The following is a 26,142-nucleotide window of genomic DNA, read 5'->3' on the forward strand; positions in this document are numbered from 1 at the left end:
GGTAGCTGTTGCATTCCCCTCCCGCTTTTGGCATACGACAGCCGTTGCCGGCGCAGTCATGCGACCGACACAGGATGCGGGTGTAGCTCAGTGGTAGAGCACGACCTTGCCAAGGTCGGGGTCGAGGGTTCGAGCCCCTTCGCCCGCTCCAATTTTCTAGACTGGTCGTCAGAAGCGCTCTCCAGCCCCGGAGAGCATCGTATGAAATTACCAAATATTCCAATGGGAAAGCGCAAGCCACTATTAGGCTTGGGCCGTCTCGTTCGGCCTTTTGCCGTCCGCGCTTTCGCGGCGTCTAACAAAACGGCCAACAAACGTCTAACACCGGCTTGAAATCGCCTTCGCGTGTCCCGCGCGGCTATAGGACTCAAGCAAGCGACGGGCACGATCTTTCGTGCCCTCGCGAGCTTGAAGTTCGGTTAGCCGTACTTCGAAGGGGCAGCAGCACGCCCAGCCGATCAATGTGGCGGGACACCACGGGCAAAGTACAAAGCCGATTCCGGCTCGCCACACCGGAGAAAGTGCTGGCGACGGTCATCCGAGGCGAAGGCGGTACGTTGACAACTGCCCGCGCGGTCTCTCGAACCCGAAGGCTCCACCGTAAACCATCGGAGCCCGCTCTCGCTTAGGGTACGTCGCGCACGGCGCGAGCGAGCTCTATGCGCTCACGCGCACCGAGCCGCCGGATAAAAGGGGTCCGGCGTCTCCGCCCTTCGGGTAACGATCCCATCGTGCCGGCACGGAATTTCGCTTGCGCGAGACAGGACAAATTGTACTGAATTTTCAGTGGCTTACAGGTCCTCTAGACGCTTCAAAAGCGCTGCAGGTTAATGGATTTTCAGGCCTTGGCGTACTATATTGGAGGACGAGGAGAAGCCATGTCCGCCCAACAATCCGCGACCAAGTCCCACTATACGGCTGGGGTGATCCAGAGGTTGGCGACCGCCAACAACGTAACGGTGGTCGTGACCCCGAGTGATGTCTTTGCCCATCACGTGACGCGGCTCTCCGGTGATGACGTGAATTTCGATCCTATCGAGAATACTATCGTCGCGCTTCAGCGCGCCGGGGTTTTGGATCGTGTCCAGGCCGTGCGGCTTCAGGCGCGCTATCTTCGCGAAAGCCGTCCGTGACGTTTGATCCGTTCGGGGATTTTGCGACGCGCGGCTATTTGCGCAACGTCGCAAAAGCCAAAGATCCGGTAATCGTTCAGCGCCTCCTGCACAATTCTTTCCTGACCGGCATCGACGCGGCCTTGGATCATCTCAAGGCGCGGGCTTCCGTGAGTTACGACGACGTTCTGAAAACGCATGAAACGCTCTTCGAGGCCGTATTCCCATGGGCTGGAGAAGACCGACACACAAACGCGTCCCACATCCACGTGAAAAAGGGCGCAATCTTCTTCGCTCACCCCAATGACATTCGCAGACCGATCGACTACGCGCTGGAAAAGGGACAAGACAAGGCCTTCATGGCGGAAAAACCCGGCGAAGTGATGGGCTATCTCGCTTATGGTCACCCGTTCCTCGACGGCAATGGCCGCACCATCATGCTGATCCATGCGGAACTTGCGCGCCGTGCGGGCATCGGGATCGACTGGGCCGCGACGGATAAAGACAAATACCTCGCCGCTTTGACCGAAGAACTCGAAGCGCCGGGCAAGGGCAAGCTGGATACGTATCTGAAGCCGTGCATCCGCAAGGGCTCGCAGATGAAAGACATTGCTGGGGCTATCAAGGCCGCGCCGGGTTTGGATGGCACTGAGGCCGACACCGTCGCGGGCGACACAGCCGATCCAAAGGTCAAGGCGCAATACGAAGCACAAGAAGTTAAGCGCAAGGGCAGGCAAGGTGCTGCGCTGAAAGACAAGTAGACCCAACCTCGGCTTTGTGGGACGCGTCGCGCGAGTGCGCGAACAGGCTCAACGCGCGACGTGTACTCGGAGCAAGCTCATGAAACGGAAGGGCCGGAAAGAAAAGAAACCGAAGAGAAGTCCGAGGCTGGCCGTCGTTCGCCCCGCTGCACCGATCTGGTGACCGACGCCAAATTGGCCGTCGATACGGACGACATCCGGCGTCCTATTAGTGTGGATCGGGTAACGGTCCGGCGGACTTTGAGCGCGGGAGACCGCGACGAGATCAATGGCGTCCTGCTGGAATTTTTCAACGCGCTCTATGATGCAACTGGCTATGCGCGGGCCGAGAATCTATTCCATTTTCCGCCCGAGCCTCCGCATCAGTGAATGGGGACATCTACACTCCCCGACAACGGTTATACTCAGTTGCTTGCTGTTTGTTCTACGTGCATTGGTAGATCGCGGCGAACCTCGACTAAATGCCTCGGAACGGAGGATTGTTTTCTGTCTTTGAGGGGCGGGTTCAACGGTCTCACATGACAATCCTCGTCACAGGCAGCGCGGGCCATCTCGGGGAGGCCGTTCTCCGCACGCTCCGCGGGCGGGGTTCGCCTGCGCGTGGCATCGACCTGAAGCCATCGCCCTTCACCGATGCCGTCGGCTCAATCGTCGATCTCGATTTCGTGCGGCGCCAGATGGACGGCGTCACCGCGGTGATCCACACCGCGACGCTGCACAAACCGCATGTGGCGACCCACAGCAAGCAAGCCTTCATCGACACCAACGTCACCGGCACGCTCAATCTGCTTGAAGCGGCGATGGCGGCAGGCGTGCGCAGTTTTGTCTTCACCAGCACCACCAGCGCGTTCGGCTCGCAGCTCCGCTCCGACGCGGGACAGGCTGCGGTGTGGGTGACCGAAGATCTGCCGCCGATCCCGAAGAACATCTACGGCACGACCAAGCTGATGGCCGAGACTCTCTGCGAGCTGTTCTGTCGCGAGCGCGGCCTGCCCGTCGTGGTCTTGAGGACCTCGCGCTTCTTCCCGGAAGACGATGACGATCCGGCGGTGCGGTCGGCTTACGCGCTGGAGAACGCGCACGCCAACGAGCTGCTCTATCGCCGGCTGGATATCGCGGACGCGGTGAGCGCCCATCTGCTCGCCGCCGAGCGCGCGCCGGACATCGGGTTTGCCCGCACCATCGTGTCGGCCACGAGCCCGTTTGAGCAGCGCCACCTGTCTGCGCTGGCACGTGACGCGGCCGGTGTCGTGCGCGAGCTCTATCCGGATTGTGCGGAGCTCTTTGCTGCGCGCGGCTGGCGGCTGTTCCCCGCGATCGACCGCGTCTATGTCAACGCGCGCGCGCGGCGCGAGCTGGGCTGGCGGCCCGAATTCGACTTCGCGCATGTCCTGAACTGTCTTCGCGATGACCTCGATTTTCGCAGCACCCTGGCGCGCGCTGTCGGATCGAAAGGCTATCATGAGACGATTTTCGACGATGGTCCCTACCCCGTCGCCCCGTAGTCGCGATCTTTGCTAATTCGCTCGACGCCTCAGATGTCTACCCGGAGTCACCGGCAGCAAGCTGGCTACAGCCGTTCTACTGTGCATGGGGTTGTTTTCGCGTTTTTTTGTCCCGGGCTTCCTGCTGTCTGCAAATTAGCCGCGCGTGATCTTGATTCCGCGCTGCAGCGAGAGCGGTGTCGTCGCCGCATTCGCCATCATTGACTTTACGTCTCAATTTTTACTGAGCGCTATCGCGGCGCACGCGGCGCGCTTCTCACCGCTCGCAGATGTGCTAACCTTCCGCGTCTGTCCTCTCGACAGAGTCCGAACTTCGCCTCTCGACTAGCAAAACAAAATAAATGTGCAGCCCTGACGGCTGCCTTAGGGGAGTGACGCGATGAAATTCCATCGATCCGTCTTTCAATCCGCCTTTCAATCCGTCCTGGCGCTTGCAGCAATTGCCCTTCTCGCGGGGACAAGCGTCGGTCACGCGCAGCAGCAGGACAAGAACAAGCCGCTGAAGAAATACGAATCCGGCACCAAGGAGTTCTGGACCCATCCGCCGGACGACTGGTTCCTCGGCGACGAGACCGAGGCGCAGAAGGGCCTGGCGCCGCCGTCGGGTCCGCCCACCGGCGCGTCGGACGCCGAGCTCGCCAATATCGTCAAGAAGGTCAAGCTGCCGGCGGGCTTCAAGATGGAGGTCTATGCGTCCGGCGTGCTGGCCGCGCGGCAGATGGCCTGGGGTGACAAGGGTACGCTGTTCGTTGGCTCGTTCGGCCTCGGCAACGTCTACGCCATCAAGGACAACAACGGAAAGAAAGAGGTCAAGACCATCCTCAAGGGGCTGAACATGCCCACCGGTCTGGCCGTCAAGGACGGTGCGCTCTACGTCATCGCGGTCGACAAGCTGATCCGCTACGACGACATCGAGAACAAGCTCGACAATCCCGGCGAGGGCAAGGTCGTCTATGACGACATGCCGTCCTATGCCGCGCATGGCTGGAAATACATCGCGGTCGACAAGGAAGGCTGGTTCTACATTCCGTTCGGACCGCCCTTCAACATCGGCGTGCCCCCGACCAGCGTGTCGCAGATCCGCCGCGTCGATCCCAAGACCGGCAATGCGGAAATCTATGCGCTCGGCGTTCGCAACTCGGTCGGCGGCGACGTCGATCCGCGCACCGGCAAGTACTGGTTCACCGAGAATGCCCGCGACTGGATCAGCGACGATCTGCCCTCGGACAAGCTGAACATGATCAGCAAGATCGGCGAGCACTTCGGCTATCCCTACTGCCACCAGGGTGACCTGCCGGATACCAAGTTCGCGATGGGCCACAAATGCTCCGAGTTCACGCCGCCGGTGCTGAACCTCGGCGCTCACGTCGCTCCGCTCGGCATGAAGTTCTATACCGGCGACCAATTTCCGGCCGAGTACAAGAACAACATCCTGATCGCCGAGCACGGCTCCTGGAATCGTCACAAGTACCAAGGCGGCCGCATCATGCGCGTGATCGTCGGGCCCGACGGCAAGAACGCCAAGCAGGAGGTGTTCGCCTCCGGCTGGATCGAGGGCGACCAGGGCTATCTCGGCCGTCCCGACGACATCATCCTCGCGAAGGACGGCTCGATCCTCGTCGCAGACGATTGGGCCGGCGCGATCTACCGCATCAGCTACAGCAAGAAGTAGCGCAAGACGACACGAGGCTGCGGTGCCGAGGGGCGCCGCAGCCTTTCTCATTTCAGTTTCGCACGCTGTCGTTCCTGATCGCGCGCCGCTGGCGCGCCAGTCCGGAACCCTTGGCCACCAACGCGGGTTATCGAGTTCTCAGATGCGCAGTTGCGCATCATAGCTCGCGCTTCTTTGCCCTGGAACGACGCGTTCGATAGATCGGAATTCCAATCATGCGCCGGCAGTTCATCTCGCACGCAATCAGCGCGGTTGCGCTTCTCGCGCTCGGTTCTCTCCCCACAAGCGCCGCCGACAATGCCGCGATCAAGGAGAAGGCCGCCGTTTGCGCCGGCTGCCACGGCGAGAACGGCATCTCGCAAACCGAGAACATTCCCTCGCTCGCCGGCCAGCCCGATCAATTCCTGCAATGGCAGCTGGTGTTTTTTCGCGCCGGCTCGCGCAAGAACGACCAGATGCAGCCGATCGCCGAGGAGATCACCAACGAGGACGTCCGCAATCTCGGCGCCTATTTCGCCGCGCTGACGCCGCCGACAGCGGCGGAGGACAAGGATCCGGACCTGTCGAAAAAGGGCGCGCAAGTTGCCGCCGGCCGCCGCTGCGCCTCATGTCATACGGATAGCTTTGCCGGCACCAAGGCCGTCGCGCGGCTCGCTGGCCAGCGCGAGGAATATCTGGTCAAGGCGCTGCACGACTACAAGAGCAGCCAGCGCGTCGGCGGCGGTGGCGCCGCGATGGCCGATGTCGCCTATCACATGAGCGATGAGGAAATCACCGCCGTCTCGCACTATCTCGCGTATTTCAAATAGCGCGGGGTGCGCCTACCCCGCCCGCTGCTTCTCATACGCCTTCAAATGCGTGTAGGCGATGCGCAGTTTCGGCACCGGCACCTTGGCGGCGTCGGCACGCGCGATGAGGTCGCCGATGACGTGATCGGCCTCAACCGGCAGGCCCGCCTTGACGTCGCGGAACATCGAGGCCGTCATCGGTGAGCCCTCGGTGGTGAGGTTGCCCTTCACGCGCTCGAAGAACGGCCCGCCCGGCGTGTAGCCCGACGCGGCGGCGATCGCACTGGTCTCGTCCAGCATGCCGAGCAGGAAATCCCTGCCGCCGGGAGCGGCGAGAATGTTGCCGACGGAGGTGCGCATCAGGCTGGTGGACGCCGCCAGCGAGGAGAGGAACACCCATTTCTCCCACATGTCCTGCATGATGTTCTGGCTCGCGGTGGCGCCAGCGATGCCGCTCTTGAAGGCTTCGTCGATCGCCTTGACCCGATCCGATAGCTTGCCATCGCGCTCGCCGTAGTTGATCGACTGCATCGGCTGCAGCTGCACCACCTCGCGCTTCTCGTTGAGCGTCGCGGCGATGGCGCAGAGGCCGCCGAGCACGCGCTCCTTGCCGAACTTGTCGTCGAGGATGTCGAGATGCTTCATGCCGTTGAGCATGGGAATGATCGCGGTATTCGGTCCGACTGCTGCCGCGAACGACTTGATGGCGTCGTCGAGGTCGAAGGCCTTGCAGCTGACCAGCACGACGTCGAACTTGTCCTTGAGCGCGTCGGCCTGAACGGTCGGCGGATTTTTCAAGGTCACGTCGCCGTTCGGGCTCTTGATGACGAGGCCGGCGCTCGCGAGCTCGCTGGCGCGCCGCGGTCGGACCAGGAAGGTGACGTCGCGACCGGCCTGCAACAGCCTGCCACCAAAATAGCCGCCGATGGCGCCAGCGCCGACCACGAGGATACGCATGGGATTGTCCTTGTTGTTTCTTGATTGCTTCTTGCCGTCGTCTTGTTTCTTGCCGTCGTCCTGGCCTTCGCCAGGACGACATCAGAGATGATGGCTCGCTCTGTCCATCATACGAAAATCACTTCCCCGAGACCATCTCCTCGACCTCGCGCAACTGCTCCTTGCCGAAGAACATCTCGTTGCCGACGAAGAAGGTCGGCGAGCCGAACGCGCCGCGCGCGACAGCCTCCTCGGTGTTCTTGATCAGTCTGCCCTTCACCTCGGGTTCCGCCGCGAGGGTGAACAGCTTTTGCGCGTCGAGGCCGGAGGACGCCAGCGCCTTCGCGGCGATTTCCGGATCGTCCATCTTCTTCGGCTCGCGCCACATGTGGTGGAAGGCGGCCTCGACATATGGCTCGAACACGCCCTCGAGCTGCGCCGCGATTGCCGCGCGCATCAGGTTCAGCGTGTTGACAGGGAAGAACGGATTCCAGACATAGGGCTGCACCTTGAAGCGCTTGACGAAGCGCTCGGTCTCGACCGCCTGGAATTCCCGCTTGTTCTTGATGCCGGCAAGCGTCTCGGCCGGCGACTTGTTGTTGGTCGACTTGAAGATGCCGCCGAGCAGGATCGGCACATATTCGAATTTGACGTCGATGCGCTGCTCGATCGCCGGAATCGCGAGATGACTGAGATAGGCGTTCGGACTGCCGAAATCGAACAGGAATTGCGGGGCTGCGCGGGTCAAAATCATCCTCCCTGACGTCGCTTTTTCGCATTGTGGCGCAGCGCGCGCCGCGGGTCCATCGTTTAATGACGGTCATAATATTGTGAGCGCGCGAACACGTTGGGCGCGAGTCGGACGTACGAACGCCTGAGCTCAAGCGCGGTCGCTGTAGGCGAGCTTGACGATGTGGTCGCGGATGTCAGCGGGCCAATCTGCGATCAGTCCGGTGAATCGCCGCCGGTCATCCGCAAACAACGCGCGTGAAGCTTCCTCGAACTGCGGCAGATTGCCGGCCATGGTCGACATGAAGTGATAGGCCGCATCGCGCGCCTGCCGCTCGCGATCCTTGTCGCCGCTGGCACGCCGCGCCTCTTCGACAAGTTTCCGTAGCGCGACCGAAGCGCCGCCAGCTTGCGCGCTGAGCCACTCCCAGTGCCGTGGCAGCAGCGTCACCTCGCGCGCGACCACGCCGAGCTTCGGCCGGCCGCGACCTCGCGGTTCGCTCGCCGATGCGGTCTCCTCAACCGGGGGTGGGACAAGCTTCGCCAGCCGCGCCAGCACCTCGCGGTCTCCGCCGCGCAGATCGAAGTCGATCGACCGGCCCGTGGCGTCCTCGAAGATGATGATGGGCTGGTCCGGCCGCTCCGCCATCCGCTTGATAACCAGCGCGACCTCTCCGGCTGGCCCGGAGACCAGGCGGCGTGAACCCTGGAAGGCGGTGAAAGTCTTCTGCATTGGAATCATTTTGAGACTTTAATACCCGGGTAAATTGCTAAGGTCAATATACCCGGATGAAAATATCCGACCGGATGGCTCGACATTGTGTTCCCGGGCTGGCACGAACGCGCGGCCGATCGACCATGCTTAGCCCCGGGGACCACGCGATGCTGACCGTTCACCACCTCAACAATTCCCGCTCGCAGCGCGTGCTGTGGCTGCTCGAGGAGTTGGGCGTGCCCTACGAGATCGTGCGCTATCAGCGCCAGCCGGACATGCGCGCGCCGAAGGAGCTGCGCGCCATCCATCCGCTCGGCAAGTCGCCCGTCATCACCGACAACGGCAACACCATCGCCGAATCCGGCGCGATCATCGAATATCTCATCGCCACTTACGGCAACGGCCGGTTGGTCCCGCCACCGAACACGCCCGAGCGGCTGCGCTTCACCTACTGGCTGCACTATGCGGAAGGCTCGGCGATGCAGCCGCTGCTGCTCAAGCTGCTGTTCACGCTGATGCCGAAGCGCGCGCCCGCGTTGCTCCGCCCGCTGGTGCGCAAGGTCTCGAACCAGGCGCTGACTGCGCTGGTCAATCCGCAGCTCAAGCAGCACATGGACTATTGGGAAGGCGAGCTCGGCAAGAGCGAGTGGTTCGCCGGTAACGAGTTCACCGCCGCCGACATCCAGATGAGCTTTCCGCTCGAAGCGGCCCAGGCGCGTGGCGGGCTCGAGCTCGGCCACCCCAAGGCGATGGCGTTCCTGGAGCGCATTCACGCGCGGCCGGCGTACAGCCGCGCCCTCGAAAAGGGCGGGCCGTATCAGGTCGGACGATAGTTAGCCTGCATCAGTCCGCATGCAGCACGCGCCCGCGCGTCTCCGGCAGCGCGAAGGCGGCGATAAAGAACAGTGCATACGCCACCACCGCGAAGATCGCGATCGCATTCGCAAGCGACGTCGTCGCCGACAGCGCTCCGACCAGGAACGGAAACAGCGCGCCGATGCCGCGGCCGAAATTGTAGCAGAATCCCTGGCCCGAGCCGCGCAGTCGCGTTGGATAAAGCTCGGTCAGGAATGCGCCGACGCCGGAGAAGTAGCCCGAAGCGAAAAAGCCGAGTGGGAAGCCGAGCACCCACAGGACCTCGTTGGTCAGCGGCAGCTGCGTATAGAGCAGCACAATCGCGATGGCGCCAATCGAGAAGATCAGGAACAGATTGCGCCGTCCGATCCGGTCGGCGAGCCACGCGCCGGTAAGATAGCCGATGAAAGAACCGATGATCAGGGTCGAGAGATAGCCGGTCGAGCCGACGATCGACAGATGCCGCTCCTTGGTCAAGAACTGCGGCACCCAGAAGGTGACGGCGTAGTAGCCGCCCTGGCAGCCCGTCGCCATCAGCGACGCCAGGATGGTGGTCTTCAGGATCGGGCCTGAAAAGATTTCCCAGAGCGCCGGGCGATTGCCGCTCGAGGCGTGCCTGGCGCGAGCCTCAGCCGCTATCTCCGGCTCGGTCACGGAGCGGCGGATGTAGAACACCAGCAGCGCCGGCAGCGCGCCGATCACGAACATCCAGCGCCACGCTGTCTCCGCGGGCAACGCCGAGAACAGGATCGCCTGCGACAATACCGCGAGGCCCCAGCCGACCGCCCAGCCCGACTGCACCGAGCCGACCGCACGCCCGCGATATTGCGGCCGGATCGCTTCACCCATCAGCACGGCGCCCGCCGCCCACTCTCCGCCGAAGCCGAGGCCCAGCACCGCGCGTGCGATCAGGAGCTGTTCGAAGTTCTGCACGACCGCGCACACCAGCGAGAACAACGAGAACCAGATGATGGTGATCTGGAGCGTTCTGACCCGGCCGATATGGTCGGAGAGATAGCCGCCGAGCCAGCCGCCGATCGCGGAGGCCAGTAGCGTCACGGTGCCGGCGAGCCCGGCCGATCCTGCATCGACCTTCCACAGCGCGATGATGGTGCCGATCACCAGCGGATAGATCATGAAGTCCATGCCGTCGAGCGCCCAGCCTGCTGCGCAGGCCCAGAACGTCCGCCGTTCCGGCGCGTTCATGTCGCGATAGAAGGCGAGAAGGCTGGTGTCCTCGATCTCGGCGCGTTCGATGCGCTGGTTCGGATCAACGGTGGTCATGTGCGTTCCCGACAGTGTTTTCTTTCGTAGTTTCTTTGGTCTCGCGGTGGTAGCACGCGCGGCGGCGCACGCAAGCCGGTCGCCCGGCCTTCGCGCCATGCAAGGACAGAGTTACTGCCCCGCTGCCTCCGCACCCCGGCTACGCGGATCGGGCGCGCCGAGCGGACCGTTGGCGGTCACCGCGATTGAATTCGCCGATGTCTGCCCCATCGGCGCGACGATGAGATGATCCATCGCCTTCAACTCGAGCAGCACATTATCGGGAAAGCCGCTCTCGACCCGGACTTCGTCGGGCAGCCATTGGTGATGCAGCCGCGGTGCCGCCACGGCGGCCGCGACGTCCATCTTGTAATCGAGGACGTTGACGATCACCTGGAGCACGGTCGAGATGATGCGGCTGCCGCCCGGCGAGCCCGTCACCAGAACCGGCTTGCCGTCCTTCAGGACGATGGTCGGTGACATCGAGGACAGCGGCCGCTTGCCCGGCCCGGGCAAATTGGCCTCGAAGCCGACGAGGCCATAGGCATTGGACGCGCCGACCGCCGCGGTGAAATCGTCGAGCTCGTTGTTGAGCAGCACGCCGGTGCCCTCGGCGACGAGGCCGAGGCCGTAACTGAAGTTCAGCGTATAGGTGTTGCTGACCGCGTTACCGCTGCCGTCGACGACGGAAAAATGCGTGGTGTTGCTGCCCTCATGCGGTGAGGTCGCGGTGGAAACGAGCTGTTTCGAAGGCGTGGCGCGATCGGCGGAGATGGTTGCCCGCAGCTTGGCGGCGTAGTCTTTGGCGGTGAGCGTCCCGATCGGCGCGTTGACGAAGGCGGGATCGCCGAGATAGCGCGCACGGTCCGCATAGGCGCGCTTCATGGCCTCGATCAGCAGATGCAGCGAGGCCGGCGATCCCTGCTTTAGATCGGCGAGCTGAAAACCTTCGAGGATATTGAGCGTCTCCACCAGCACCACGCCGCCCGACGACGGCAATGGCATCGACACGATGTCATAGCCGCGATAGGTGCCGCGCACTGGCGCGCGGATCACCGCCCGATAGGATTGCAAATCGGCCGGCGTCATGATGCCGCCCGCGTCAGCCACGGCCTTGGCGAGTTTCTCCGCGACCGGCCCCTCATAGAAGCCGCGCGGGCCCTGTGCGGCGACAGCCGACAGCGTCTCGGCGAGGTCGTTCTGCACCAGCCGGTCGCCTTCACTAAGCGACGTGCCATCAGGCCGCGAGAAGATCCTGGCTGAGGAGGGCCAGCGCACCAGCCGCTTGTGCCAGCCCGGCAGCGTGTCGGCGATGTCGTCGCCGACAAGGAAGCCATCGCGGGCGAGCGCGATCGCGGGCTGGAGTAGTTGCGCTAGCGTGAACCGGCCCGAACCATATTTTTCCAGGGCCAGCGCAAGACCCGCGACAGTGCCGGGCACGCCGACGCCGAGCGCTGAATCCCGTGACTTCGCCGCATCTGGCTTGCCGTCGGCCCCGAGAAAGATCTGCGGTGTGGTCGCGGCCGGCGCGGTCTCGCGATAATCGATCGTGATGTCTTCGTTGCGCTCCGTGGAATGAATCACCATGAAGCCGCCGCCGCCGATATTGCCGGCGCGCGGATAGGTCACGGCCATCGCAAAGCCGGTCGCGACCGCGGCGTCGACGGCATTGCCGCCGCGCCGCAGGATGTCGGCACCGACCTGCGCAGAGATTTTCTCCTGCGCCACCACCATGCCGTGCTCGGCGGGAACGGCATGCACCGTGTCGAGCGCGGGCGGCACATAGGCTCGCCGCGCATCCTGCGCGGTCGCGGTCGGAAGTCCGAACGCCAGAGTGGCAAGGAAGGCGAAAAATGTCCGCCGCGTCGAAAAAGACGACATCATCAAACTTCCGTAATGGCCATGGGCAGTTCACATGCAGCGCTGCAATGCTATACGGTTCGCCCCGACAGAGGCAAAACTGTTCGTGATGAGGATTGTGGAGTGACGACGATCGCCCCGGATGCGCGCATCGCCGGCGCGCAGCGGACCTATCCGCCGCGCAGCGCGGTCGTCAGCTGGATCTTCTTCGACTGGGCCGCGCAGCCTTATTTCACGCTGATCACGACCTTCGTGTTCGCGCCCTATTTCGCCACCGGCATTGCGCCGAATCCCGCCACCGGGCAATCGCTGTGGGGCTTTGCGATGGCTGCCGCCGGCCTCGCGATCGCGCTGATGTCGCCGGTGCTCGGGGCTATCGCCGATGCTTCGGGCCGCAGGAAGCCATGGATCGCCGGATTCGGCGCAGTGCTGGTGCTGGCATCCTGCACGCTGTGGATCGGCAAGCCCGGCGACCCCTCGATCATTCCGCCGCTGCTCATCGCGGTCGCGCTCGCCAGCGTCGGCGCGGAATTCGCCACGCTGTTCAACAATGCGATGATGCCGACATTGGTGCCCCCAGAGCGCATCGGGCGCCTTTCCGGCACCGGCTGGGCAACGGGCTATGTCGGCGGCATCGTCAGCCTGATCATCGTGCTTGGCCTGCTCGCCGCGAATCCCGAGACCGGCCGCACGCTGCTCGGCTTCACGCCTCTGTTCGGGCTCGATCCCGTCAGCCATCAGGGCGACCGCGCCGCCGGACCGTTGACCGGGCTGTGGTTCATCATTTTCGTGACGCCGATGTTCCTGTTCACGCCGGATTATCCGGCGAAGCGTCCGCTGCGCGCGGCACTGCACGAAGGCCTGTCGGAGCTGAAGAAATCGATCAAGGGTCTGCCGCAGCAGAAATCGCTTGCGGCGTTTTTGCTCGCCAACATGATCTACACCGACGGTCTGGTGTCGCTGTTTGCCTTCGGCGGCATCTATGCGGCGGGCACGTTCGGCTGGCACACGATCCAGATCGGCACCTTTGGCATCATGCTCGCGATCGCCGGCGCGTTCGGCGCGTGGTTTGGCGGCAAGCTGGACGATCGCTTCGGGCCGAAGCGCGTGATCGCCGGCAGCATGCTGATCCTGCTGCTGGCTCTAGCGGCGATCCTGCTGGTCGACAAGGATTCGATCTTCTTCATCAAGGTCGCGCCGCCCACGCCCGGCGGTGCATTGTTCGCCGCTGCGTCAGAGCGCGCTTATCTGGTGCTTGGCTGCCTGATCGGTGCAGCCGGCGGTCCGCTGCAAGCCGCCTCGCGCACGCTCCTGATCCGTCTCGCACCGAAGGACCGCATCGCGCAGTATTTCGGTCTGTTCGCATTGACGGGAAAAGTGACGTCCTTCATCGGCCCGCTGCTGATCGGCGTGATCACCGCGGTGACGGCGAGCCAGAAGGCCGGCATGGCCGTGCTGGTGGTGTTCTTCGTCGCGGGGCTGGCGCTATTGATGCGGGTGCGGGAAAATTAGTGTCGTCCCGGCGAAGGCCGGGACCCATACCGCGTGATTTCTCGTTGCCGCGACGCGGCTAGTACCGCACACCAAACTACTTCCTGGGCTATGGGTCCCGGCCTTCGCCGGGACGACCCGTTAAGAGTTTAGTACACGACAGATCTAGTGCCTGAAGTGCCGCGTGCCCGTGAACACCATGGCGATGCCGTGCTCGTCGGCAGCCTTGATGACCTCATCGTCGCGCATGGAGCCGCCGGGCTGCACCACGGCGGTGGCGCCGGCCTCGATGCAGGCGAGCATGCCGTCGGCGAACGGGAAGAACGCATCCGACGCCACGACCGAGCCCTTGGTGAGCGGTTCGGCGAGCTTCAGCTCGGCCGCCGCATCCTGGGCCTTGCGTGCCGCGATCCGCGCTGAATCGACCCGGCTCATCTGGCCGGCGCCGATGCCGACGGTGGCGAGATCCTTGGCGTAGATGATGGTGTTGGACTTGACGTGTTTTGCGACACGGAAAGCAAACTTCAGATCGCGCATCTCGGCATCAGTGGGCGCGCGCTTCGTGACAACCCTGAAGCTCATGTCGTCGACCACCGCATTGTCGCGGCTCTGCACCAGCAGGCCGCCGGCCACCGTTTTGGCGGTGAGGCCCGATGCGCGCGGATCGGGCAGGCTGCCGGCGAGCAGAAGTCGAAGGTTCTTGCGCGCGCCGATGATGGCGATCGCTTCCTCGCTTGCGTCGGGCGCGATGATCACCTCGGTGAAGATCTTCGTGATCTCGCGCGCGGTGTCGGCATCGAGTGCGCGGTTCATCGCGATGATGCCGCCGAACGCCGAGGTGGAATCGCAGGCCAGCGCCTTGCGGTAGGCGCTGACGAGGTCGGAGCCCTCTGCGACGCCGCAGGGGTTGGCATGCTTGACGATGACGCAGGCCGCGGTGCGCTTGGCGTCGAACTCGCCGATGCATTCATAGGCGGCATCGGTGTCGTTGATGTTGTTGTAGGAGAGCTCCTTGCCCTGGAGCTGCCGCGCGGTCGAGACGCCCGGCCGCTTGTCGGGCGTTGCATAGAACGCCGCGATCTGGTGCGGATTCTCGCCATAGCGCAGTGACTGGATCAGCTTGCCGCCGAAGGCGCGGAAGTCGGGCGCGTCGATCTCGAGCTGGCGATTGAACCAGTTCGAGATCGCGGCATCGTAAGCCGCGGTGCGCGCGTAGGCTTTGGCGGCAAGGCGCCGGCGCAGCTTCAGCGTGGTCGCGCCCTTGTTGGCCGCGAGCTCGTCGAGCACGGCCTGATAGTCCTGCGCCTCGACCACGACGGCGACGTCATCATGGTTCTTCGCGGCGGCGCGGATCATCGCGGGGCCGCCGATGTCGATGTTCTCGATGCAATCCTCGAAGCCCGCGCCTTTGTCGACGGTCGCCTCGAACGGATAGAGATTGACGACGAGGAGATCGATCGGCGCGATGCCATGCGCCGCCATCGCGTCCGCGTGATCCTTGTTGTCGCGGATCGCGAGCAGGCCGCCATGCACCTTCGGATGCAGCGTCTTGACGCGGCCATCCATCATTTCGGGGAAGCCGGTCAGCTCGGAGACGTCCTTCACCTTCAGGCCGGCCGCGGCGATCGCCTTTGCGGTACCGCCGGTCGAGATCAGTTCGACATCGTGCGCGGCAAGCGCCTTTGCGAAGTCGATCAGGCCGGTCTTGTCGGAAACGGAGAGAAGGGCGCGGGTGACGCGGCGGGGATGGTCAGTCATGAGCAAGATCCTCTGTCTGAAGGAGTGTCTATGCCCAGGCGCGCGGCTGCTCAGTCTCGCGCTTCCCGATGGTGCTCCATCCAAGGTCGCCAGTCGCGCGAGCGAGGGCTCGATAGCAGTTTTCGGTCGCTTTCACAACGATCAGATGGCGCCGAATCGCATGCGTTTACAGCGGAAGTTCCGGCTCCCGCCGCGCATTTCTGCGGGCATTCGTGACCGCCGGCGAGGCGGTGGAGCGGACAAAACTCCAGCGGATCGAGGGCGCCTGCCGCGCATCCTGGCGGATCACGATCTGCGCGGTGCGGCGCGGGCCGTCATTGCCGGCCAGGGACACGCTGTCCTCCAGCTCCACCTTGTCGTCGAGCGCCTCGAAGGTCCAGACGTCGCGGTTCGGCAGCACCAGCATGACGCCGCGGGCATCGGACAGCCGGCTCGCCTTCACCGCCGGGTGCAGATGGAAGCGCAGCGCGAAATCGGCATCCGCACCCTTGAAGCGTCCGCCTTGCGGCGGCGACAACGTGTCCTCGCCGTCGATGCGCGCGCCGTCATTGGCGATCATCAGCACGCGGCGATGGATCGCGCCGAATTTTGTAAGATAACCGTCATGCGATGTCGTGAGCAGCGTGCCGTTCTGCACGATCTCGCGATAGCTCTCGACCTCGACGGGGCCACTGGTGATCGGAGCGCCGTGCAAGAGCCGCTTCATCGCCGACATCTCCACGAACTGGCATGACGAGGTGTCGTGATAGGTCAGCGTCGAATGCGCCGCCGTGCCGCGTGCGAACGGCCGCCAATTGTCGCGGCCCGTGGTCGGCATGCCGCAATTGGTGACGATGCGGCTGATGCCGGAGGACAGTTCGAATGACAGGCAGCCGGCATGGGCGTCGTGGCTGACGCTGGCTGCCGGCGGCGGGCCGGTGTCGATGATCAAAGTGGTCTGGCCGGCATCGAGGCGCTGGAAACCGGTATGCGGCATGTTCGACATGGGCGCGCCGTGGGTGTCGTCATAGGCAAGCAGCGTCGCGAGCAGATCCGAGGGCGTCGCGCTCATGCCGTTGAACAGCGCGAAATTGCCGTCGCCGTGGCGGAAGAAGCGCAGCATCGGCATCATGCGGTCGATCGCGTTGAGCAGCGCGGGCGGCGGCGCGATGTTGCGCGCGGCAAAGGTCTGGCGCAGCGGCAACAGGTCGATCAACAGCTCGATCAGCGCGCCCGGGTTGCGCGAGACATGCCCGCCGTCGGGCAGGATCTGCCGCTGCAATTCATCCGAGAGCTTTTTCGAGGCGCTGCGGATGTGACTTGCCTGGTTGGCGAGGCACAGCGCCGCATAGCACAGCGCGATCAGCACCTGCAGCTTCGGCACTCCGTCGGGAATGTTGACCATGGTGTAGCGCAGCAAGCGGATTTCGCGCGCCAGCGCGCGCAGATAGCGGCGGTAGAATTTGTTGTCAGTATCGTTGAGCACCAGCGGTGCCTGCGACAGCAGGGAGATCACGCGCCGCGCCAGCACGTCGGCGCGTCGCGCTACGGGGCGGCGCTTGCTGGCAGGATTGGCGATCCAGTCCTCGATCAGCGAGCGCGCATTCGCGCGCGTCAGCGCGGTGTCGGCGGCGCGCAAATGGCGCAGCCAGCCGAAGCCGAGCAGCGCAACCTCCCAATCCTCCGACGGAGGCTCGAGATCGAAGATCGAACGGCCGTGGCAATTGACGATCTTGCCGGCGAAGACGAAGCGGCCGGCATAGATTTCGGCGGCGCGGGTCGCATCCGCGGTGCGCAGATCATGCGGTGCGATGATCAGCCGGTCGGCGCGGCCGGGCCAGACCCGCGACAGGGCGACGGAACCGCCGCTCGCGCGCGCGAGCATGTTCCGCGCGAAGCGGTTCATCACCAGCGTCGAGATACGTCTGCGTTGAGCGACCGACACGCCTTGCCTTGATGGGGGAGAGGATTCCGACGAATCCTTATTAATCCCAAAATCGGGCGGCCGACACCACCTTGAACGACGCGAATCAGCGCCGTGGTTGCAAAATCCAGTGCAAAATCAGGATTTAACGAGCCGGGCCGCGAAAAATCCGTCGAGCCCGCCGAGCTTGGGATCGGCGTTCGGCAGATGGCTGGGCAGAGTGCGCAAATCGCCCTCGGCGGTGACGATCTCGCTGAGTCCCGACACCTCGGACGCATCGATCGGGACCCGGCGAAGCCCAGCCTCTGTAGCCAGCAGCGCGGCGACCGCATGCTCGCCCTCTTCGGGTTCCAGCGAGCAGGTACAGTAGACCAGCGTCCCGCCGGGCTTGAGCAGGGAGACCGATTTTTGCAGCAGCCGCCGCTGGAGCACGGTCATTGCGGCGATGTCGGATTCCTGCCGGAGCCAGGAGACATCGGGGTGGCGGCGAATCGTCCCGGTCGAGGTGCAGGGCGCATCGATCAGGATGCCGTCGAAGCCATCGGCCGGACCCGCCCATTCCGCAGCGTCGGCGACGACAGTCTCGGCCTGGAGCGACAACCGCGTCAGATTCTCGCGCAGCCGCGCCACCCGGGCGGGTGAGCGGTCGATCGCCGTGACGTGCGCGCCGGCCTGCGCCAGTTGCGCGGTCTTGCCGCCGGGAGCGGCGCAGAGATCGGCGATGGATTTGCCCTTGATGTCGCCGAACAGCCGGGCTGGCAGCGCGGCGGCGGCGTCCTGCACCCACCATTGTCCTTCGGCGAAGCCGGGAAGCATGGTCACCGCGCCGTGCAGCACCGTGCGCACCGATCCGGTCGGCAGCACTTCGCCATGAAGCCGGCTCGCCCATTGCGCGGCGTCCGACTTCACGGTCAGATCCAGCGAAGGATCGTGGCTGAGCGCGAGCGCCATGTCCCTTGCGACTGCTTCGCCGTAATGCGCGCTCCAGCGTGCGACCATCCAGGGCGGCAGATCCAGTGACTGCGCCGCAACCTCGTCCACCAGCGCCTTGCCCTCGCGGGCGCAGCGGCGCAGCACGGCGTTGACGAGGCCGGCATAGCGCGCGGCGCGCCGGTCGGATTGCACGAGGCGAACGGAGAGATCGACGGCTGCGTGATCGGGCACGTCCATCCAGAGGATCTGGGCGGCGCCGATCAACAGCGCACTCTGCGCGCGCGGCGCATCGGAGGGAATGCCCTTGTCGAGCAAGCGGGACAGCACATGGCCGAGTGTGCCGAGCCGGCGCAGCACGGTAGCGACCAGGCGGCGCATCAGCGCGCGGTCGCGGTCGGGGAGCGTCTTCAGTCCGGGATGGGCGCCACTGCCGTCGAGCTGCTCGTCAAGCGTGCGGTGCTTTTGCAGCACGCCGTCGACGATGTCGGCGGCAATCCGCCGCGCCGCGAGACCGGGCACTTCGGATGGAGGAGCGAAACGTTGAGAAGGCATGCGGCTTAAGGTTCTTAGCGAGCGGCAGTTCCGCCGATACGGGCGCATGCCTTGAGAAGGCGATCTCTGGCACGCGAATATGCCAAATGTAAGAATCGCTTCCGGGTTTTTCAGCCCTTTCGGAGCCATTTCAGGAATGCGTTATTGGGCGTCGCGCCGCGGGCCGTCCCGCGCTAGAAAGCCGACGATGAGTGACCAGTCTCCCGTTCCCGACCGCAAGCAGCTCACGCCGGCCGCCCAGCGCGCGCTGGCAGAGGCCGACGCGCGCCGGCAGGCTGCGGCAGTCCGAACCAAAAATGACGGTCAGGCGGCGCCAAAGGAGTTGCAGGGGCCAAAAGGACCCGAGCCGACCCGCTATGGTGATTGGGAGCGCAAGGGCATTGCTTCCGACTTCTGAAGCTTGCCTTGCGAGGCTCACTTGCCGGACTGCCCGACTCAGCCCTAGCGTGCGCGGATGTCGCGCTTCGATCCAAGCCATCCGTATCGGCCTTCGTACAGCGGCTCGCCATTTGGTCGCCGGTTCTCAGGCCTGTTGCCGTGGATGTTCGTGGTCGGAATCGTGGTGGCCGTGGTGTTCACGTTCCGGCACGGGATGAACGGGCCTTTCCATCGTGCGACTGACGGCCAATCGCGGGACTCCGAAATCATCTTACAGCGGGGCGACCCCGACATTCGTCAGACGGTCGACGTCATCCGCACCATCGACGGCGACACCTTCCTTGCGCGCGTGCATCAACGCGATGGCCGCGACCTCGTCGCGCGCGTTCGCCTGCGCGGCATCGATGCACCCGAGATGAAAGCCTCCTGCCAGGAGGAACTGGACAAGGCCGAAGCCGCGGCCCGCGCATTGCGCGACCTGCTCGGCCAAGGTGGCGTGACGATCACCAATCTCGGACCTGACAAATACGGACGCGTTCTCGCCGACGTCGCGACCAAACGCACGGCCAATGTCTCGGCGGCGTTGCTCGCCGGCGGTTACGCGCGAAGCTACAATGGCGGCCATCGCGACGGCTGGTGCGCGCGGAGCTGGCGCTTCTGGTAACAAAAAAGCCGCGTCGAAGGACGCGGCTCTTGCGGTCTCGCCCTGATGCCGGCGATCAGCGCGTCACGACCACCGTCGTGCCGACCGAGACGCGGCTATAGAGATCCGTGATGTCGTCGTTGAGCATGCGGATGCAGCCATAGGAGACGAAGCCGCCGATCGAGCCCGGCACGTTGGTCCCGTGGATGGCATATTCACCACCAGACAGCGTCATCGCGGCGACGCCCATCGGATTGCGCGGCGAGCCGCCCGGGATAACGTCCGGGATGCTCGGCTTGTCGCGCTTCACTTCGGCAGGCGGCGACCAGGCCGGATTGCGGTACTTGCCGTCGATGCGGGTGGTGCCGGCCCACTGCTTGCCGGACTTGCCGACGCCGACCGGGTAGCGCACGGCGTGGCCGTTATCGAGGACGAGATAGAGCCGACGCTCGTTGGTTTTGACCACGATGGTGCCCGGCGAATAGTCGGCTAGGTGTGTCCCCACCATTTCCGGCCGCGCCTGCGCCGCCGTCGACATCAAGACCCCAGCCCCGACGGTGGCGGCCAGCGCCACAGCAATCCTCATCGACATCGATTTTCCCCTTGCCCCGAACGGACCGTCCAAAATTACGCAAAACCGGCAATCGCTGGCTCGCCAAGTCCTTGTTACTCGCCAAGTCCTTGTTACAAGTCCTTGTCAGGGCACATTCTTAACCGCGCCTGTTAACCGGATGGTTTCCACGCACGGCCGCCAAGGGCCAGCCAGCAGGGGGAACAAAGGAAATGTTCGAAACAAAGTAAATGACCTGAAAACAACACTCAGCGGGAAAGATGCCCGGGCGCCGGGGCGCGGCCTGACAAGTGCGTGAGGGTATGAACGGCCGTTGTTCGGGGAGGCGCGAACGCGGGGATGGGTCTCGTGTCCCCAGCGCAGCGCGAAGCGGTGCGACGCAGGGCCGGGACCGAGACAGCTACAGAGCCTGCCGTTGCATGGGCCCCGGCTCAGCAGCGCACCGCTAAAGAGCGCTGCGCTGCGTCCGGGGCACGAGACTGCCCTACGCGGACTTCTTGTTCTGCCGGTTCTTGACGAGGTCGTCGACCACGCCGGGATCGGCCAGGGTCGAGGTGTCGCCCAGGCTGCCCGGCTCGTCCTCGGCGATCTTGCGCAGGATGCGGCGCATGATCTTGCCGGAGCGGGTCTTTGGCAGACCCGGTGCGAACTGAATCTGGTCGGGCGAAGCGATCGGGCCGATCTCCTTGCGCACCCAGGTGACGAGCTCCTTGCGCAGATCCTCGGTTGGCTCGATGCCGGCCATCAGGGTCACATAGGCGTAGATGCCCTGGCCCTTGATGTCGTGCGGGAAGCCGACCACGGCGGCCTCCGATACCTTCTCATGCGCCACCAGCGCGCTTTCGACTTCGGCGGTACCCATGCGGTGGCCGGAGACGTTGATGACGTCGTCGACGCGGCCGGTGATCCAGTAATAACCATCAGCATCGCGCCGGCAGCCGTCGCCGGTGAAGTACTTGCCCTTGTAGGTCGAGAAATAAGTCTGCTCGAAGCGGGCGTGATCGCCATAGACCGTGCGCATCTGGCCCGGCCATGATCGCGTCAGGCACAGATTGCCTGATGTCTCGCCGTCCAGCACGTTGCCGTCGGCGTCGACGATCTCAGGCACCACGCCGAAGAACGGCTGCGTCGCCGAGCCCGGCTTGAGCTTCGTGGCGCCGGGCAGCGGCGTGATCAAAATGCCGCCGGTCTCGGTCTGCCACCAGGTGTCGACGATCGGGCAGCGGTCGTCGCCGACGACGCGGTGATACCACTCCCAGGCTTCCGGATTGATCGGCTCGCCGACCGAGCCGAGCAGGCGCAGGCTGGCGCGCGAGGTCTTCTTCACGGGCGCGTCGCCGCTCTGCATCAGCGCGCGGATTGCCGTCGGCGCGGTGTAGAAGATGTTGACCTTGTGCTTGTCGATGATGTTCCAGAATCGCGAATTATCCGGGTAATTCGGCACGCCTTCGAACATCAGCGTGGTCGCGCCGTTGGCGAGCGGTCCGTAGAGAATGTAGCTGTGGCCGGTGACCCAGCCGACGTCGGCGGTGCACCAGTAGATGTCGCCGTCGTGATAATCGAAGACGTATTGATGCGTCATCGCGGCGAACACGAGATAGCCGGCGGAGGTGTGCAGCACGCCCTTGGGTTGGCCGGTCGAGCCCGAGGTGTAGAGGATGAACAGCGGATCCTCGGCGTGCATGTGCTCGACCGGGCACTCGGTCGTCACCATCTTGGCAGCGTCGTGGTACCAGAGGTCGCGCGAGGGATTCATGTCGACCGCGCCGCCGGTGCGCTTGACCACGACGACCCAGTCGACGCCGTCTGCCTTGGCGAGTGCCGCGTCGACATTGGCCTTCAGCGGCACCTTCTTGCCGCCGCGCAGGCCCTCATCCGCAGTGATGATCACCTTGGACTGGCAATCGTTGATGCGCTGGGCAAGGCTGTCGGGCGAGAAGCCGGCGAACACCACGGAGTGAATTGCGCCGATCCGCGCGCAGGCCAGCATCGCGTAGGCTGCCTCCGGAATCATCGGCAGGTAGATGGTGACGCGGTCGCCCTTCTTGACGTTCCGGGTGCGCAGGATGTTGGCCATCCGGCAGACCTCGTCGTGCAGCTCCTTGTAAGTGATGTGCCGGGATTGGGAGGGATCGTCGCCTTCCCAGATGATCGCGGTCTGGTTGGCACGGCCGTGGAGATGCCGGTCGATGCAATTATGGGCGACGTTGAGGATGCCGTCCTCGAACCATTTGATGGAGATGTTGCCGGGCGCAAACGAGACGTTCTCGATCTTCGTCGGAGCGTGCATCCAGTCGATGCGCTTGGCCTGCTCGGCCCAGAAGGCGTTCGGGTCCGAGATCGAGCGGGCGTACATGTCCTTGTACTTGGCCTGGTCGACCCAGGCGCGCTTCGCCCATTCCGCGGGGACGTCGTAGATCTTCTCGGACATGCTTCCCTCCACATACGGCACGCCGAGCACAGACCACTGGCGAGCCGACTTGATCGTTGAACCGATTATGCGTCGGGCTAACCGGACCCGACAAGGTGCACAAGCTGGACCTTCGGCGAGCAGCCTGCCATGCGGAGGATCAAGCCGCTTCGAGCGACTGTCGCAGTTTTGAAACAGGGGCCACGGGCGGCTTTCGGGTCTTTGCCCCAGATCCTCTGAATGGGCCCGCGCAGAGCGCCATGCACCCAGCAGAGGTATTTAGAAACCGTTCCTCACTGATTCGGGACTCGCAATGCGGTTCGGAACACCCTAAGTGGCTAACCCGGGTCCAACGAGACCCCTTGGAACAAAAATCAGAACAGCGGCATTGACCGATAACAGACAGGGCTAAGGCATAAGACTATGATGGATCAGCAGAATCTCGGGACTTTGCGGCCCGCTTCAGCCGATCCTGCAGCCGTTGCGCTGGCCAAAGCCCTCGGACAATGGCCGAAACCGGCCGATTCCGGCCGCCCCAGCCCGAAAAAAGCGTTCGACTCGGCGCCTGCGGCGACGGTCGAGGCCCTCGCCAAGGAACTGGGCCTGCGGCTCGGCGACCAGAACGAGCTGACCATTCGCCGCATCAGGCGCGGCAAGGGCTATTCCTTCGTGCGGCCCAACGGCGTCCACATCCGCGACGCCCGCACCATTCGGCGGTTGCATTCGATGGCGGTGCCGCCAGCCTATCGCGAGGTGCGCTACTCGGCCGATCCGAGCACGCATCTCCAGGCGGTGGGACGCGATGCCGCGGGCCGGCTGCAATATCGCTATCACGCCGATTGGGAGAAGGTCCGCGAGCAACGCAAGGCGCATCGCCTGGAGAAGCTCGTCGGCGCGCTGCCCAAGATCCGGCGCAAGGTCTCGGCGTTCCTGTCGGGCGACGAGCCGACCCGCGAATTCGCGCTCTCTGCCGTCATCGAACTGATTGCGCGCACCGCGATCCGCCCCGGCAACGAATCCTATGCCCGTCTCAACGGCACCCGCGGCGCCACCACGCTGTTGAAGTCCAACGTCTCGCTGGAAGACGACAGCTTCGTGCTGACCTTCAAGGCAAAGGGCGGCAAGGCCGTGCGCAAGGAGTGCGACGCGGCCAAGCTCGTGCGCGCCATCGGGATTTTGCAGGGCGTTCCCGGCAAGCGCATGTTCCAGTATCGCGATCCCTACGGCATCGTGCGCGCGGTCAGCACCACGCAGGTGAACGCGTTTCTGCGCGAGATCGCCGGCATCAAGATCTCGCTGAAGGATTTCCGCACGCTGATGGCCTCTGCCGTCGTCGTGGAATCGCTGTCGCGGATCACGCCCGCGACCAGCCAACGCGGCCGCAAGGAGCAGGTGCTGGAAGCGATCCGCGGCGCGGCCGATCAGCTCTCCAACACGCCGGCGATCTGCCGCAAGAGCTACGTTCACGATACCATCGTCACCGCGTTCGAGGACGGCATCCTGGAACGCTTCGCCGCGACCATGAAGGGCCAGCGCTCGCAGGCCAGGCGTGAGCAACTTTTGCAGCAGGTGGTGGCGACCGCGGCGGTCTGACCCGCTCCCGTCGTTACGCCTTGTTGGAAACGCCGTTGTCGGCACCGGGATCGCCGCCCGCGGCTGCGGTCGTGAGCCGTCCCAGATAGTGCGCCCATCCCGTCGCGTGTGCGGCAGCCTGTTCCTCGGTCGGCAGCCCGCTATGGGTCATGCGCAGCAATGTGCCGCCGTCGCGTTCGATCAGGTCGATCTCGATCAGGCTCGAGCCGGGCGGCACTTCTTGGCCGCCATCCCATCCAAACGTGTAGGCGAGACGATGCACCGGCACGACTTCGCGGAACGCGCCGCGGGCGACGCCGCCGCGGGGGCCGATGCCTTTAAGCAGATACAGCCCGCCGGGATGCGGCTCCGTGGTTGCGTCGGAACCCATCCAGCTCAAAATCTTCTCGGGGTCGGTCAGGTAAGCGAAAACGGTGGCGCGTGGGGCGGCGATCTGGGTCTCGCGTCGCACTATGAACGGTTCGGTCATTGGCGATCATCCCTGGCTGACTGTGGGACATGGCGGCGCCCGAGCGGCCCGTCAAGGATTGCCCGTGACAAAGAGGGGTTGCCTTCGCCATGATCGCGCCATGCACCTCTCGCCGACGCTTGCCTGGCTTATCGATGCCGCCGCCGATAGCGCCGGGGCCGACCGCCTGCTCGCGGACCTCGGGGCACATCTGGTCGCCGATGGTGTGCCACTTGCGGCAGGCAGCCTGACGCTGGAGGTGCCACATCCGCTGATCGCGAAGCGGACTTGGTTGTGGCGCGCGGAGAACGGCCGGGTGATCGAAGCGCTCGGCTTCGCACCAGGCGGCCTCGCGCCCGACCCGCCCAACGACGCCGGCCGCCGCTGGTTGCGCGACATCGCGGACGGCGAGGTGCACGAGGACGTGGTCGGACGCGCCGACGGGCCGTTGCTCGGCTGGATCGGGCCGCGTCCGTTCACCACGGACGAGACCGAGCATTTGCGCCAGGCCGCGCGCTTTGCCGCGACACCTCTTGCGGTGCTTGCCGCGCGTGCAACCTTGCGCGCGACGCTGGATGCTTATCTCGGCAAGCGTAGCGCGGAGCGGGTGCTGGCGGCACCCCTGCGGCGCGATCTCGGCGAGACCATACAGGCCGCGCTGCTCTATGCCGATCTGCGCAGTTTCACGCTGCTTTCGGAAACCACAGCGCCTTCCGAAGTCATCGCGGCGCTCGATGCCTGGTTCGATCGCATCGCCGGCGCGGTTCACGCCTTCGGCGGCGAGGTGCTGAAATTCATCGGCGACGGTGTGCTCGCGATCTTTCCGGTGATCGGGGCGTCACCGCGTCACGCGTGCGAGGCGGCTCTGCGTGCCGCGAGCGCAGCCGAAGCCGGGATGGCGTATCTCAACGCGGAGCGCCGTGCCCAAGCTCTGCCGCCGCTCGCATTCGGCGCGGCGCTGCATCTCGGCGAAATGCTGTGGGGCAATATCGGCGCCGCCAACCGGCTCGATTTCACGGCGATCGGTCCCGCCGTCAATCTCGCCAGCCGGCTCGAAGGGTTGTGCAAGCCGCTCGAAAAGACCGTGCTGGTGTCGGGCGCGCTCGCCGCCGAGACGGACATGCCTCTGATCGCGCTCGGATCGCATTCGCTGCGCGGCATTGCCGCGCCATGCGAGGTTTTTGCGTTGCCGGAGAAACAAGCTCCGATATCGTAGCCCGGATGGAGCGGAGCGCAATCCGGGTCTTGTGCCACATGAAGACTTCC

23 protein-coding genes, 1 tRNA gene and 1 riboswitch are annotated in these 26,142 nt (G+C 64.4%); of the genes, 13 read left to right on the forward strand and 11 right to left on the reverse strand.

The window, feature by feature from the left end; translation table 11 throughout:
* The first annotated feature begins 76 nt into the window (after positions 1 to 76).
* The 7 genes from AC0L3S_RS24020 to AC0L3S_RS24050 all read left to right on the forward strand — a co-directional run bounded on the left by AC0L3S_RS24020 (position 77) and on the right by AC0L3S_RS24050 (position 5,859).
* A tRNA-Gly gene (locus AC0L3S_RS24020) sits at positions 77 to 151 on the forward strand.
* A gap of 727 nt (positions 152 to 878) precedes the next feature.
* Positions 879 to 1,133, forward strand: coding sequence for a hypothetical protein (locus tag AC0L3S_RS24025; protein ID WP_473281687.1), 255 nt, complete (start codon positions 879 to 881; stop codon positions 1,131 to 1,133).
* On the forward strand, positions 1,130 to 1,873 hold the full coding sequence (locus AC0L3S_RS24030; RefSeq protein WP_473281689.1) for a Fic/DOC family protein: 744 nt from the start codon (positions 1,130 to 1,132) through the stop codon (positions 1,871 to 1,873). The genes AC0L3S_RS24025 and AC0L3S_RS24030 overlap by 4 nt, the downstream gene beginning before the upstream one ends.
* Positions 1,874 to 1,933: 60 nt before the next feature.
* The gene (locus tag AC0L3S_RS24035) at positions 1,934 to 2,242 is read left to right on the forward strand and encodes a hypothetical protein (protein WP_473281691.1); all 309 of its coding nucleotides are present in this window, start codon (positions 1,934 to 1,936) and stop codon (positions 2,240 to 2,242) included.
* A 149-nt stretch (positions 2,243 to 2,391) separates the two neighbouring features.
* Positions 2,392 to 3,378: an NAD-dependent epimerase/dehydratase family protein gene (locus AC0L3S_RS24040; RefSeq protein WP_473281693.1), complete on the forward strand. Its 987-nt coding sequence runs from the start codon at positions 2,392 to 2,394 to the stop codon at positions 3,376 to 3,378.
* Between the two features lie 379 nt (positions 3,379 to 3,757).
* Positions 3,758 to 5,050, forward strand: a complete 1,293-nt coding sequence (locus AC0L3S_RS24045) for a PQQ-dependent sugar dehydrogenase (RefSeq protein ID WP_473265605.1) — start codon at positions 3,758 to 3,760, stop codon at positions 5,048 to 5,050.
* 215 nt (positions 5,051 to 5,265) lie between these two features.
* Complete coding sequence (locus AC0L3S_RS24050; RefSeq protein ID WP_018459679.1) at positions 5,266 to 5,859, forward strand: c-type cytochrome; 594 nt, start codon at positions 5,266 to 5,268, stop codon at positions 5,857 to 5,859.
* Between the two features lie 12 nt (positions 5,860 to 5,871).
* Here AC0L3S_RS24050 and panE read toward each other — a convergent pair whose 3' ends face one another.
* From panE to AC0L3S_RS24065, 3 genes are all read right to left on the reverse strand, one after another.
* The gene (gene panE / locus AC0L3S_RS24055; RefSeq protein ID WP_473281696.1) at positions 5,872 to 6,795 is read right to left on the reverse strand and encodes a 2-dehydropantoate 2-reductase; all 924 of its coding nucleotides are present in this window, start codon (positions 6,793 to 6,795) and stop codon (positions 5,872 to 5,874) included.
* 118 nt (positions 6,796 to 6,913) lie between these two features.
* Positions 6,914 to 7,528 carry a 2-hydroxychromene-2-carboxylate isomerase gene (locus AC0L3S_RS24060; protein WP_473281698.1) on the reverse strand — a complete coding sequence of 205 codons (615 nt, stop codon included), beginning with the start codon at positions 7,526 to 7,528 and terminating at the stop codon, positions 6,914 to 6,916.
* 126 nt (positions 7,529 to 7,654) lie between these two features.
* Positions 7,655 to 8,236 (reverse strand): DUF2239 family protein, encoded by a 582-nt coding sequence (locus tag AC0L3S_RS24065; protein ID WP_473281700.1) that lies wholly within the window; start codon positions 8,234 to 8,236, stop codon positions 7,655 to 7,657.
* A 149-nt stretch (positions 8,237 to 8,385) separates the two neighbouring features.
* Here AC0L3S_RS24065 and AC0L3S_RS24070 point away from each other — a divergent pair, with 149 nt between their 5' ends.
* On the forward strand, positions 8,386 to 9,051 hold the full coding sequence (locus AC0L3S_RS24070) for a glutathione S-transferase family protein (protein WP_063992271.1): 666 nt from the start codon (positions 8,386 to 8,388) through the stop codon (positions 9,049 to 9,051).
* Between the two features lie 10 nt (positions 9,052 to 9,061).
* Here AC0L3S_RS24070 and AC0L3S_RS24075 read toward each other — a convergent pair whose 3' ends face one another.
* Both AC0L3S_RS24075 and ggt read right to left on the reverse strand, forming a co-directional pair.
* Positions 9,062 to 10,357, reverse strand: coding sequence for an MFS transporter (locus AC0L3S_RS24075; protein ID WP_473281702.1), 1,296 nt, complete (start codon positions 10,355 to 10,357; stop codon positions 9,062 to 9,064).
* Between the two features lie 111 nt (positions 10,358 to 10,468).
* Positions 10,469 to 12,220 (reverse strand): gamma-glutamyltransferase, encoded by a 1,752-nt coding sequence (gene ggt, locus AC0L3S_RS24080; RefSeq protein ID WP_473281704.1) that lies wholly within the window; start codon positions 12,218 to 12,220, stop codon positions 10,469 to 10,471.
* A gap of 99 nt (positions 12,221 to 12,319) precedes the next feature.
* On the opposite strand from ggt, the gene AC0L3S_RS24085 reads away from it, so the two are divergent.
* The gene (locus AC0L3S_RS24085; protein WP_473281706.1) at positions 12,320 to 13,708 is read left to right on the forward strand and encodes an MFS transporter; all 1,389 of its coding nucleotides are present in this window, start codon (positions 12,320 to 12,322) and stop codon (positions 13,706 to 13,708) included.
* A 144-nt stretch (positions 13,709 to 13,852) separates the two neighbouring features.
* Here AC0L3S_RS24085 and purH read toward each other — a convergent pair whose 3' ends face one another.
* The 3 genes from purH to AC0L3S_RS24100 form a co-directional block, all read right to left on the reverse strand.
* Positions 13,853 to 15,445, reverse strand: coding sequence for a bifunctional phosphoribosylaminoimidazolecarboxamide formyltransferase/IMP cyclohydrolase (purH, locus tag AC0L3S_RS24090; protein WP_473265596.1), 1,593 nt, complete (start codon positions 15,443 to 15,445; stop codon positions 13,853 to 13,855).
* Between the two features lie 25 nt (positions 15,446 to 15,470).
* A riboswitch (ZMP/ZTP riboswitch) is annotated at positions 15,471 to 15,552 on the reverse strand.
* Between the two features lie 59 nt (positions 15,553 to 15,611).
* The gene (locus AC0L3S_RS24095) at positions 15,612 to 17,330 is read right to left on the reverse strand and encodes a heparinase II/III family protein (protein ID WP_473265617.1); all 1,719 of its coding nucleotides are present in this window, start codon (positions 17,328 to 17,330) and stop codon (positions 15,612 to 15,614) included.
* A 156-nt stretch (positions 17,331 to 17,486) separates the two neighbouring features.
* A complete protein-coding gene (locus tag AC0L3S_RS24100; protein ID WP_473281708.1) occupies positions 17,487 to 18,833 on the reverse strand; it encodes an RsmB/NOP family class I SAM-dependent RNA methyltransferase in 1,347 nt (448 codons plus the stop codon).
* 187 nt (positions 18,834 to 19,020) lie between these two features.
* Between AC0L3S_RS24100 and AC0L3S_RS24105 the strand changes: the two genes are divergently transcribed.
* Together AC0L3S_RS24105 and AC0L3S_RS24110 are read left to right on the forward strand one after the other, a co-directional pair.
* Positions 19,021 to 19,230 carry a DUF1674 domain-containing protein gene (locus tag AC0L3S_RS24105; protein ID WP_473281710.1) on the forward strand — a complete coding sequence of 70 codons (210 nt, stop codon included), beginning with the start codon at positions 19,021 to 19,023 and terminating at the stop codon, positions 19,228 to 19,230.
* Positions 19,231 to 19,287: 57 nt separating this feature from the next.
* Positions 19,288 to 19,875: a thermonuclease family protein gene (locus AC0L3S_RS24110; protein ID WP_473281712.1), complete on the forward strand. Its 588-nt coding sequence runs from the start codon at positions 19,288 to 19,290 to the stop codon at positions 19,873 to 19,875.
* Between the two features lie 55 nt (positions 19,876 to 19,930).
* On the opposite strand, the gene AC0L3S_RS24115 is transcribed toward AC0L3S_RS24110, so the two are convergent.
* Both AC0L3S_RS24115 and acs read right to left on the reverse strand, forming a co-directional pair.
* Positions 19,931 to 20,446, reverse strand: coding sequence for a L,D-transpeptidase (locus AC0L3S_RS24115; protein ID WP_007598677.1), 516 nt, complete (start codon positions 20,444 to 20,446; stop codon positions 19,931 to 19,933).
* A gap of 463 nt (positions 20,447 to 20,909) precedes the next feature.
* A complete protein-coding gene (gene acs, locus AC0L3S_RS24120) occupies positions 20,910 to 22,856 on the reverse strand; it encodes an acetate--CoA ligase (RefSeq protein ID WP_473265593.1) in 1,947 nt (648 codons plus the stop codon).
* Positions 22,857 to 23,258: 402 nt separating this feature from the next.
* Here acs and AC0L3S_RS24125 point away from each other — a divergent pair, with 402 nt between their 5' ends.
* Entirely contained in the window at positions 23,259 to 24,428 is a 1,170-nt protein-coding gene (locus tag AC0L3S_RS24125; protein ID WP_473281714.1) for a DNA topoisomerase IB, read from the forward strand.
* Positions 24,429 to 24,441: 13 nt separating this feature from the next.
* On the opposite strand, the gene AC0L3S_RS24130 is transcribed toward AC0L3S_RS24125, so the two are convergent.
* Positions 24,442 to 24,897 (reverse strand): SRPBCC family protein, encoded by a 456-nt coding sequence (locus tag AC0L3S_RS24130; RefSeq protein WP_473281716.1) that lies wholly within the window; start codon positions 24,895 to 24,897, stop codon positions 24,442 to 24,444.
* 100 nt (positions 24,898 to 24,997) lie between these two features.
* Between AC0L3S_RS24130 and AC0L3S_RS24135 the strand changes: the two genes are divergently transcribed.
* Positions 24,998 to 26,092, forward strand: a complete 1,095-nt coding sequence (locus AC0L3S_RS24135) for an adenylate/guanylate cyclase domain-containing protein (RefSeq protein WP_473281769.1) — start codon at positions 24,998 to 25,000, stop codon at positions 26,090 to 26,092.
* Positions 26,093 to 26,142: the final 50 nt, after the last annotated feature.

It is taken from the genome of Bradyrhizobium sp. Ken01, assembly GCF_055807355.1.

Bases quoted from the DNA above. Each gene is read 5' to 3' on its own strand.
- AC0L3S_RS24115 (WP_007598677.1), bottom strand. From the start codon at position 20,446: ATGTCGATGAGGATTGCTGTGGCGCTGGCCGCCACCGTCGGGGCTGGG.
- AC0L3S_RS24130 (WP_473281716.1), bottom strand. From the start codon at position 24,897: ATGACCGAACCGTTCATAGTGCGACGCGAGACCCAGATCGCCGCCCCA.
- AC0L3S_RS24070 (WP_063992271.1), top strand. From the start codon at position 8,386: ATGCTGACCGTTCACCACCTCAACAATTCCCGCTCGCAGCGCGTGCTG.
- AC0L3S_RS24065 (WP_473281700.1), bottom strand. From the start codon at position 8,236: ATGCAGAAGACTTTCACCGCCTTCCAGGGTTCACGCCGCCTGGTCTCC.
- AC0L3S_RS24045 (WP_473265605.1), top strand. From the start codon at position 3,758: ATGAAATTCCATCGATCCGTCTTTCAATCCGCCTTTCAATCCGTCCTG.
- AC0L3S_RS24105 (WP_473281710.1), top strand. From the start codon at position 19,021: ATGAGTGACCAGTCTCCCGTTCCCGACCGCAAGCAGCTCACGCCGGCC.
- AC0L3S_RS24125 (WP_473281714.1), top strand. From the start codon at position 23,259: ATGATGGATCAGCAGAATCTCGGGACTTTGCGGCCCGCTTCAGCCGAT.
- AC0L3S_RS24095 (WP_473265617.1), bottom strand. From the start codon at position 17,330: ATGAACCGCTTCGCGCGGAACATGCTCGCGCGCGCGAGCGGCGGTTCC.
- AC0L3S_RS24135 (WP_473281769.1), top strand. From the start codon at position 24,998: ATGCACCTCTCGCCGACGCTTGCCTGGCTTATCGATGCCGCCGCCGAT.
- purH (WP_473265596.1), bottom strand. From the start codon at position 15,445: ATGACTGACCATCCCCGCCGCGTCACCCGCGCCCTTCTCTCCGTTTCC.
- AC0L3S_RS24075 (WP_473281702.1), bottom strand. From the start codon at position 10,357: ATGACCACCGTTGATCCGAACCAGCGCATCGAACGCGCCGAGATCGAG.
- AC0L3S_RS24110 (WP_473281712.1), top strand. From the start codon at position 19,288: ATGTCGCGCTTCGATCCAAGCCATCCGTATCGGCCTTCGTACAGCGGC.
- ggt (WP_473281704.1), bottom strand. From the start codon at position 12,220: ATGATGTCGTCTTTTTCGACGCGGCGGACATTTTTCGCCTTCCTTGCC.
- AC0L3S_RS24050 (WP_018459679.1), top strand. From the start codon at position 5,266: ATGCGCCGGCAGTTCATCTCGCACGCAATCAGCGCGGTTGCGCTTCTC.
- AC0L3S_RS24100 (WP_473281708.1), bottom strand. From the start codon at position 18,833: ATGCCTTCTCAACGTTTCGCTCCTCCATCCGAAGTGCCCGGTCTCGCG.
- acs (WP_473265593.1), bottom strand. From the start codon at position 22,856: ATGTCCGAGAAGATCTACGACGTCCCCGCGGAATGGGCGAAGCGCGCC.
- panE (WP_473281696.1), bottom strand. From the start codon at position 6,795: ATGCGTATCCTCGTGGTCGGCGCTGGCGCCATCGGCGGCTATTTTGGT.
- AC0L3S_RS24040 (WP_473281693.1), top strand. From the start codon at position 2,392: ATGACAATCCTCGTCACAGGCAGCGCGGGCCATCTCGGGGAGGCCGTT.
- AC0L3S_RS24060 (WP_473281698.1), bottom strand. From the start codon at position 7,528: ATGATTTTGACCCGCGCAGCCCCGCAATTCCTGTTCGATTTCGGCAGT.
- AC0L3S_RS24025 (WP_473281687.1), top strand. From the start codon at position 879: ATGTCCGCCCAACAATCCGCGACCAAGTCCCACTATACGGCTGGGGTG.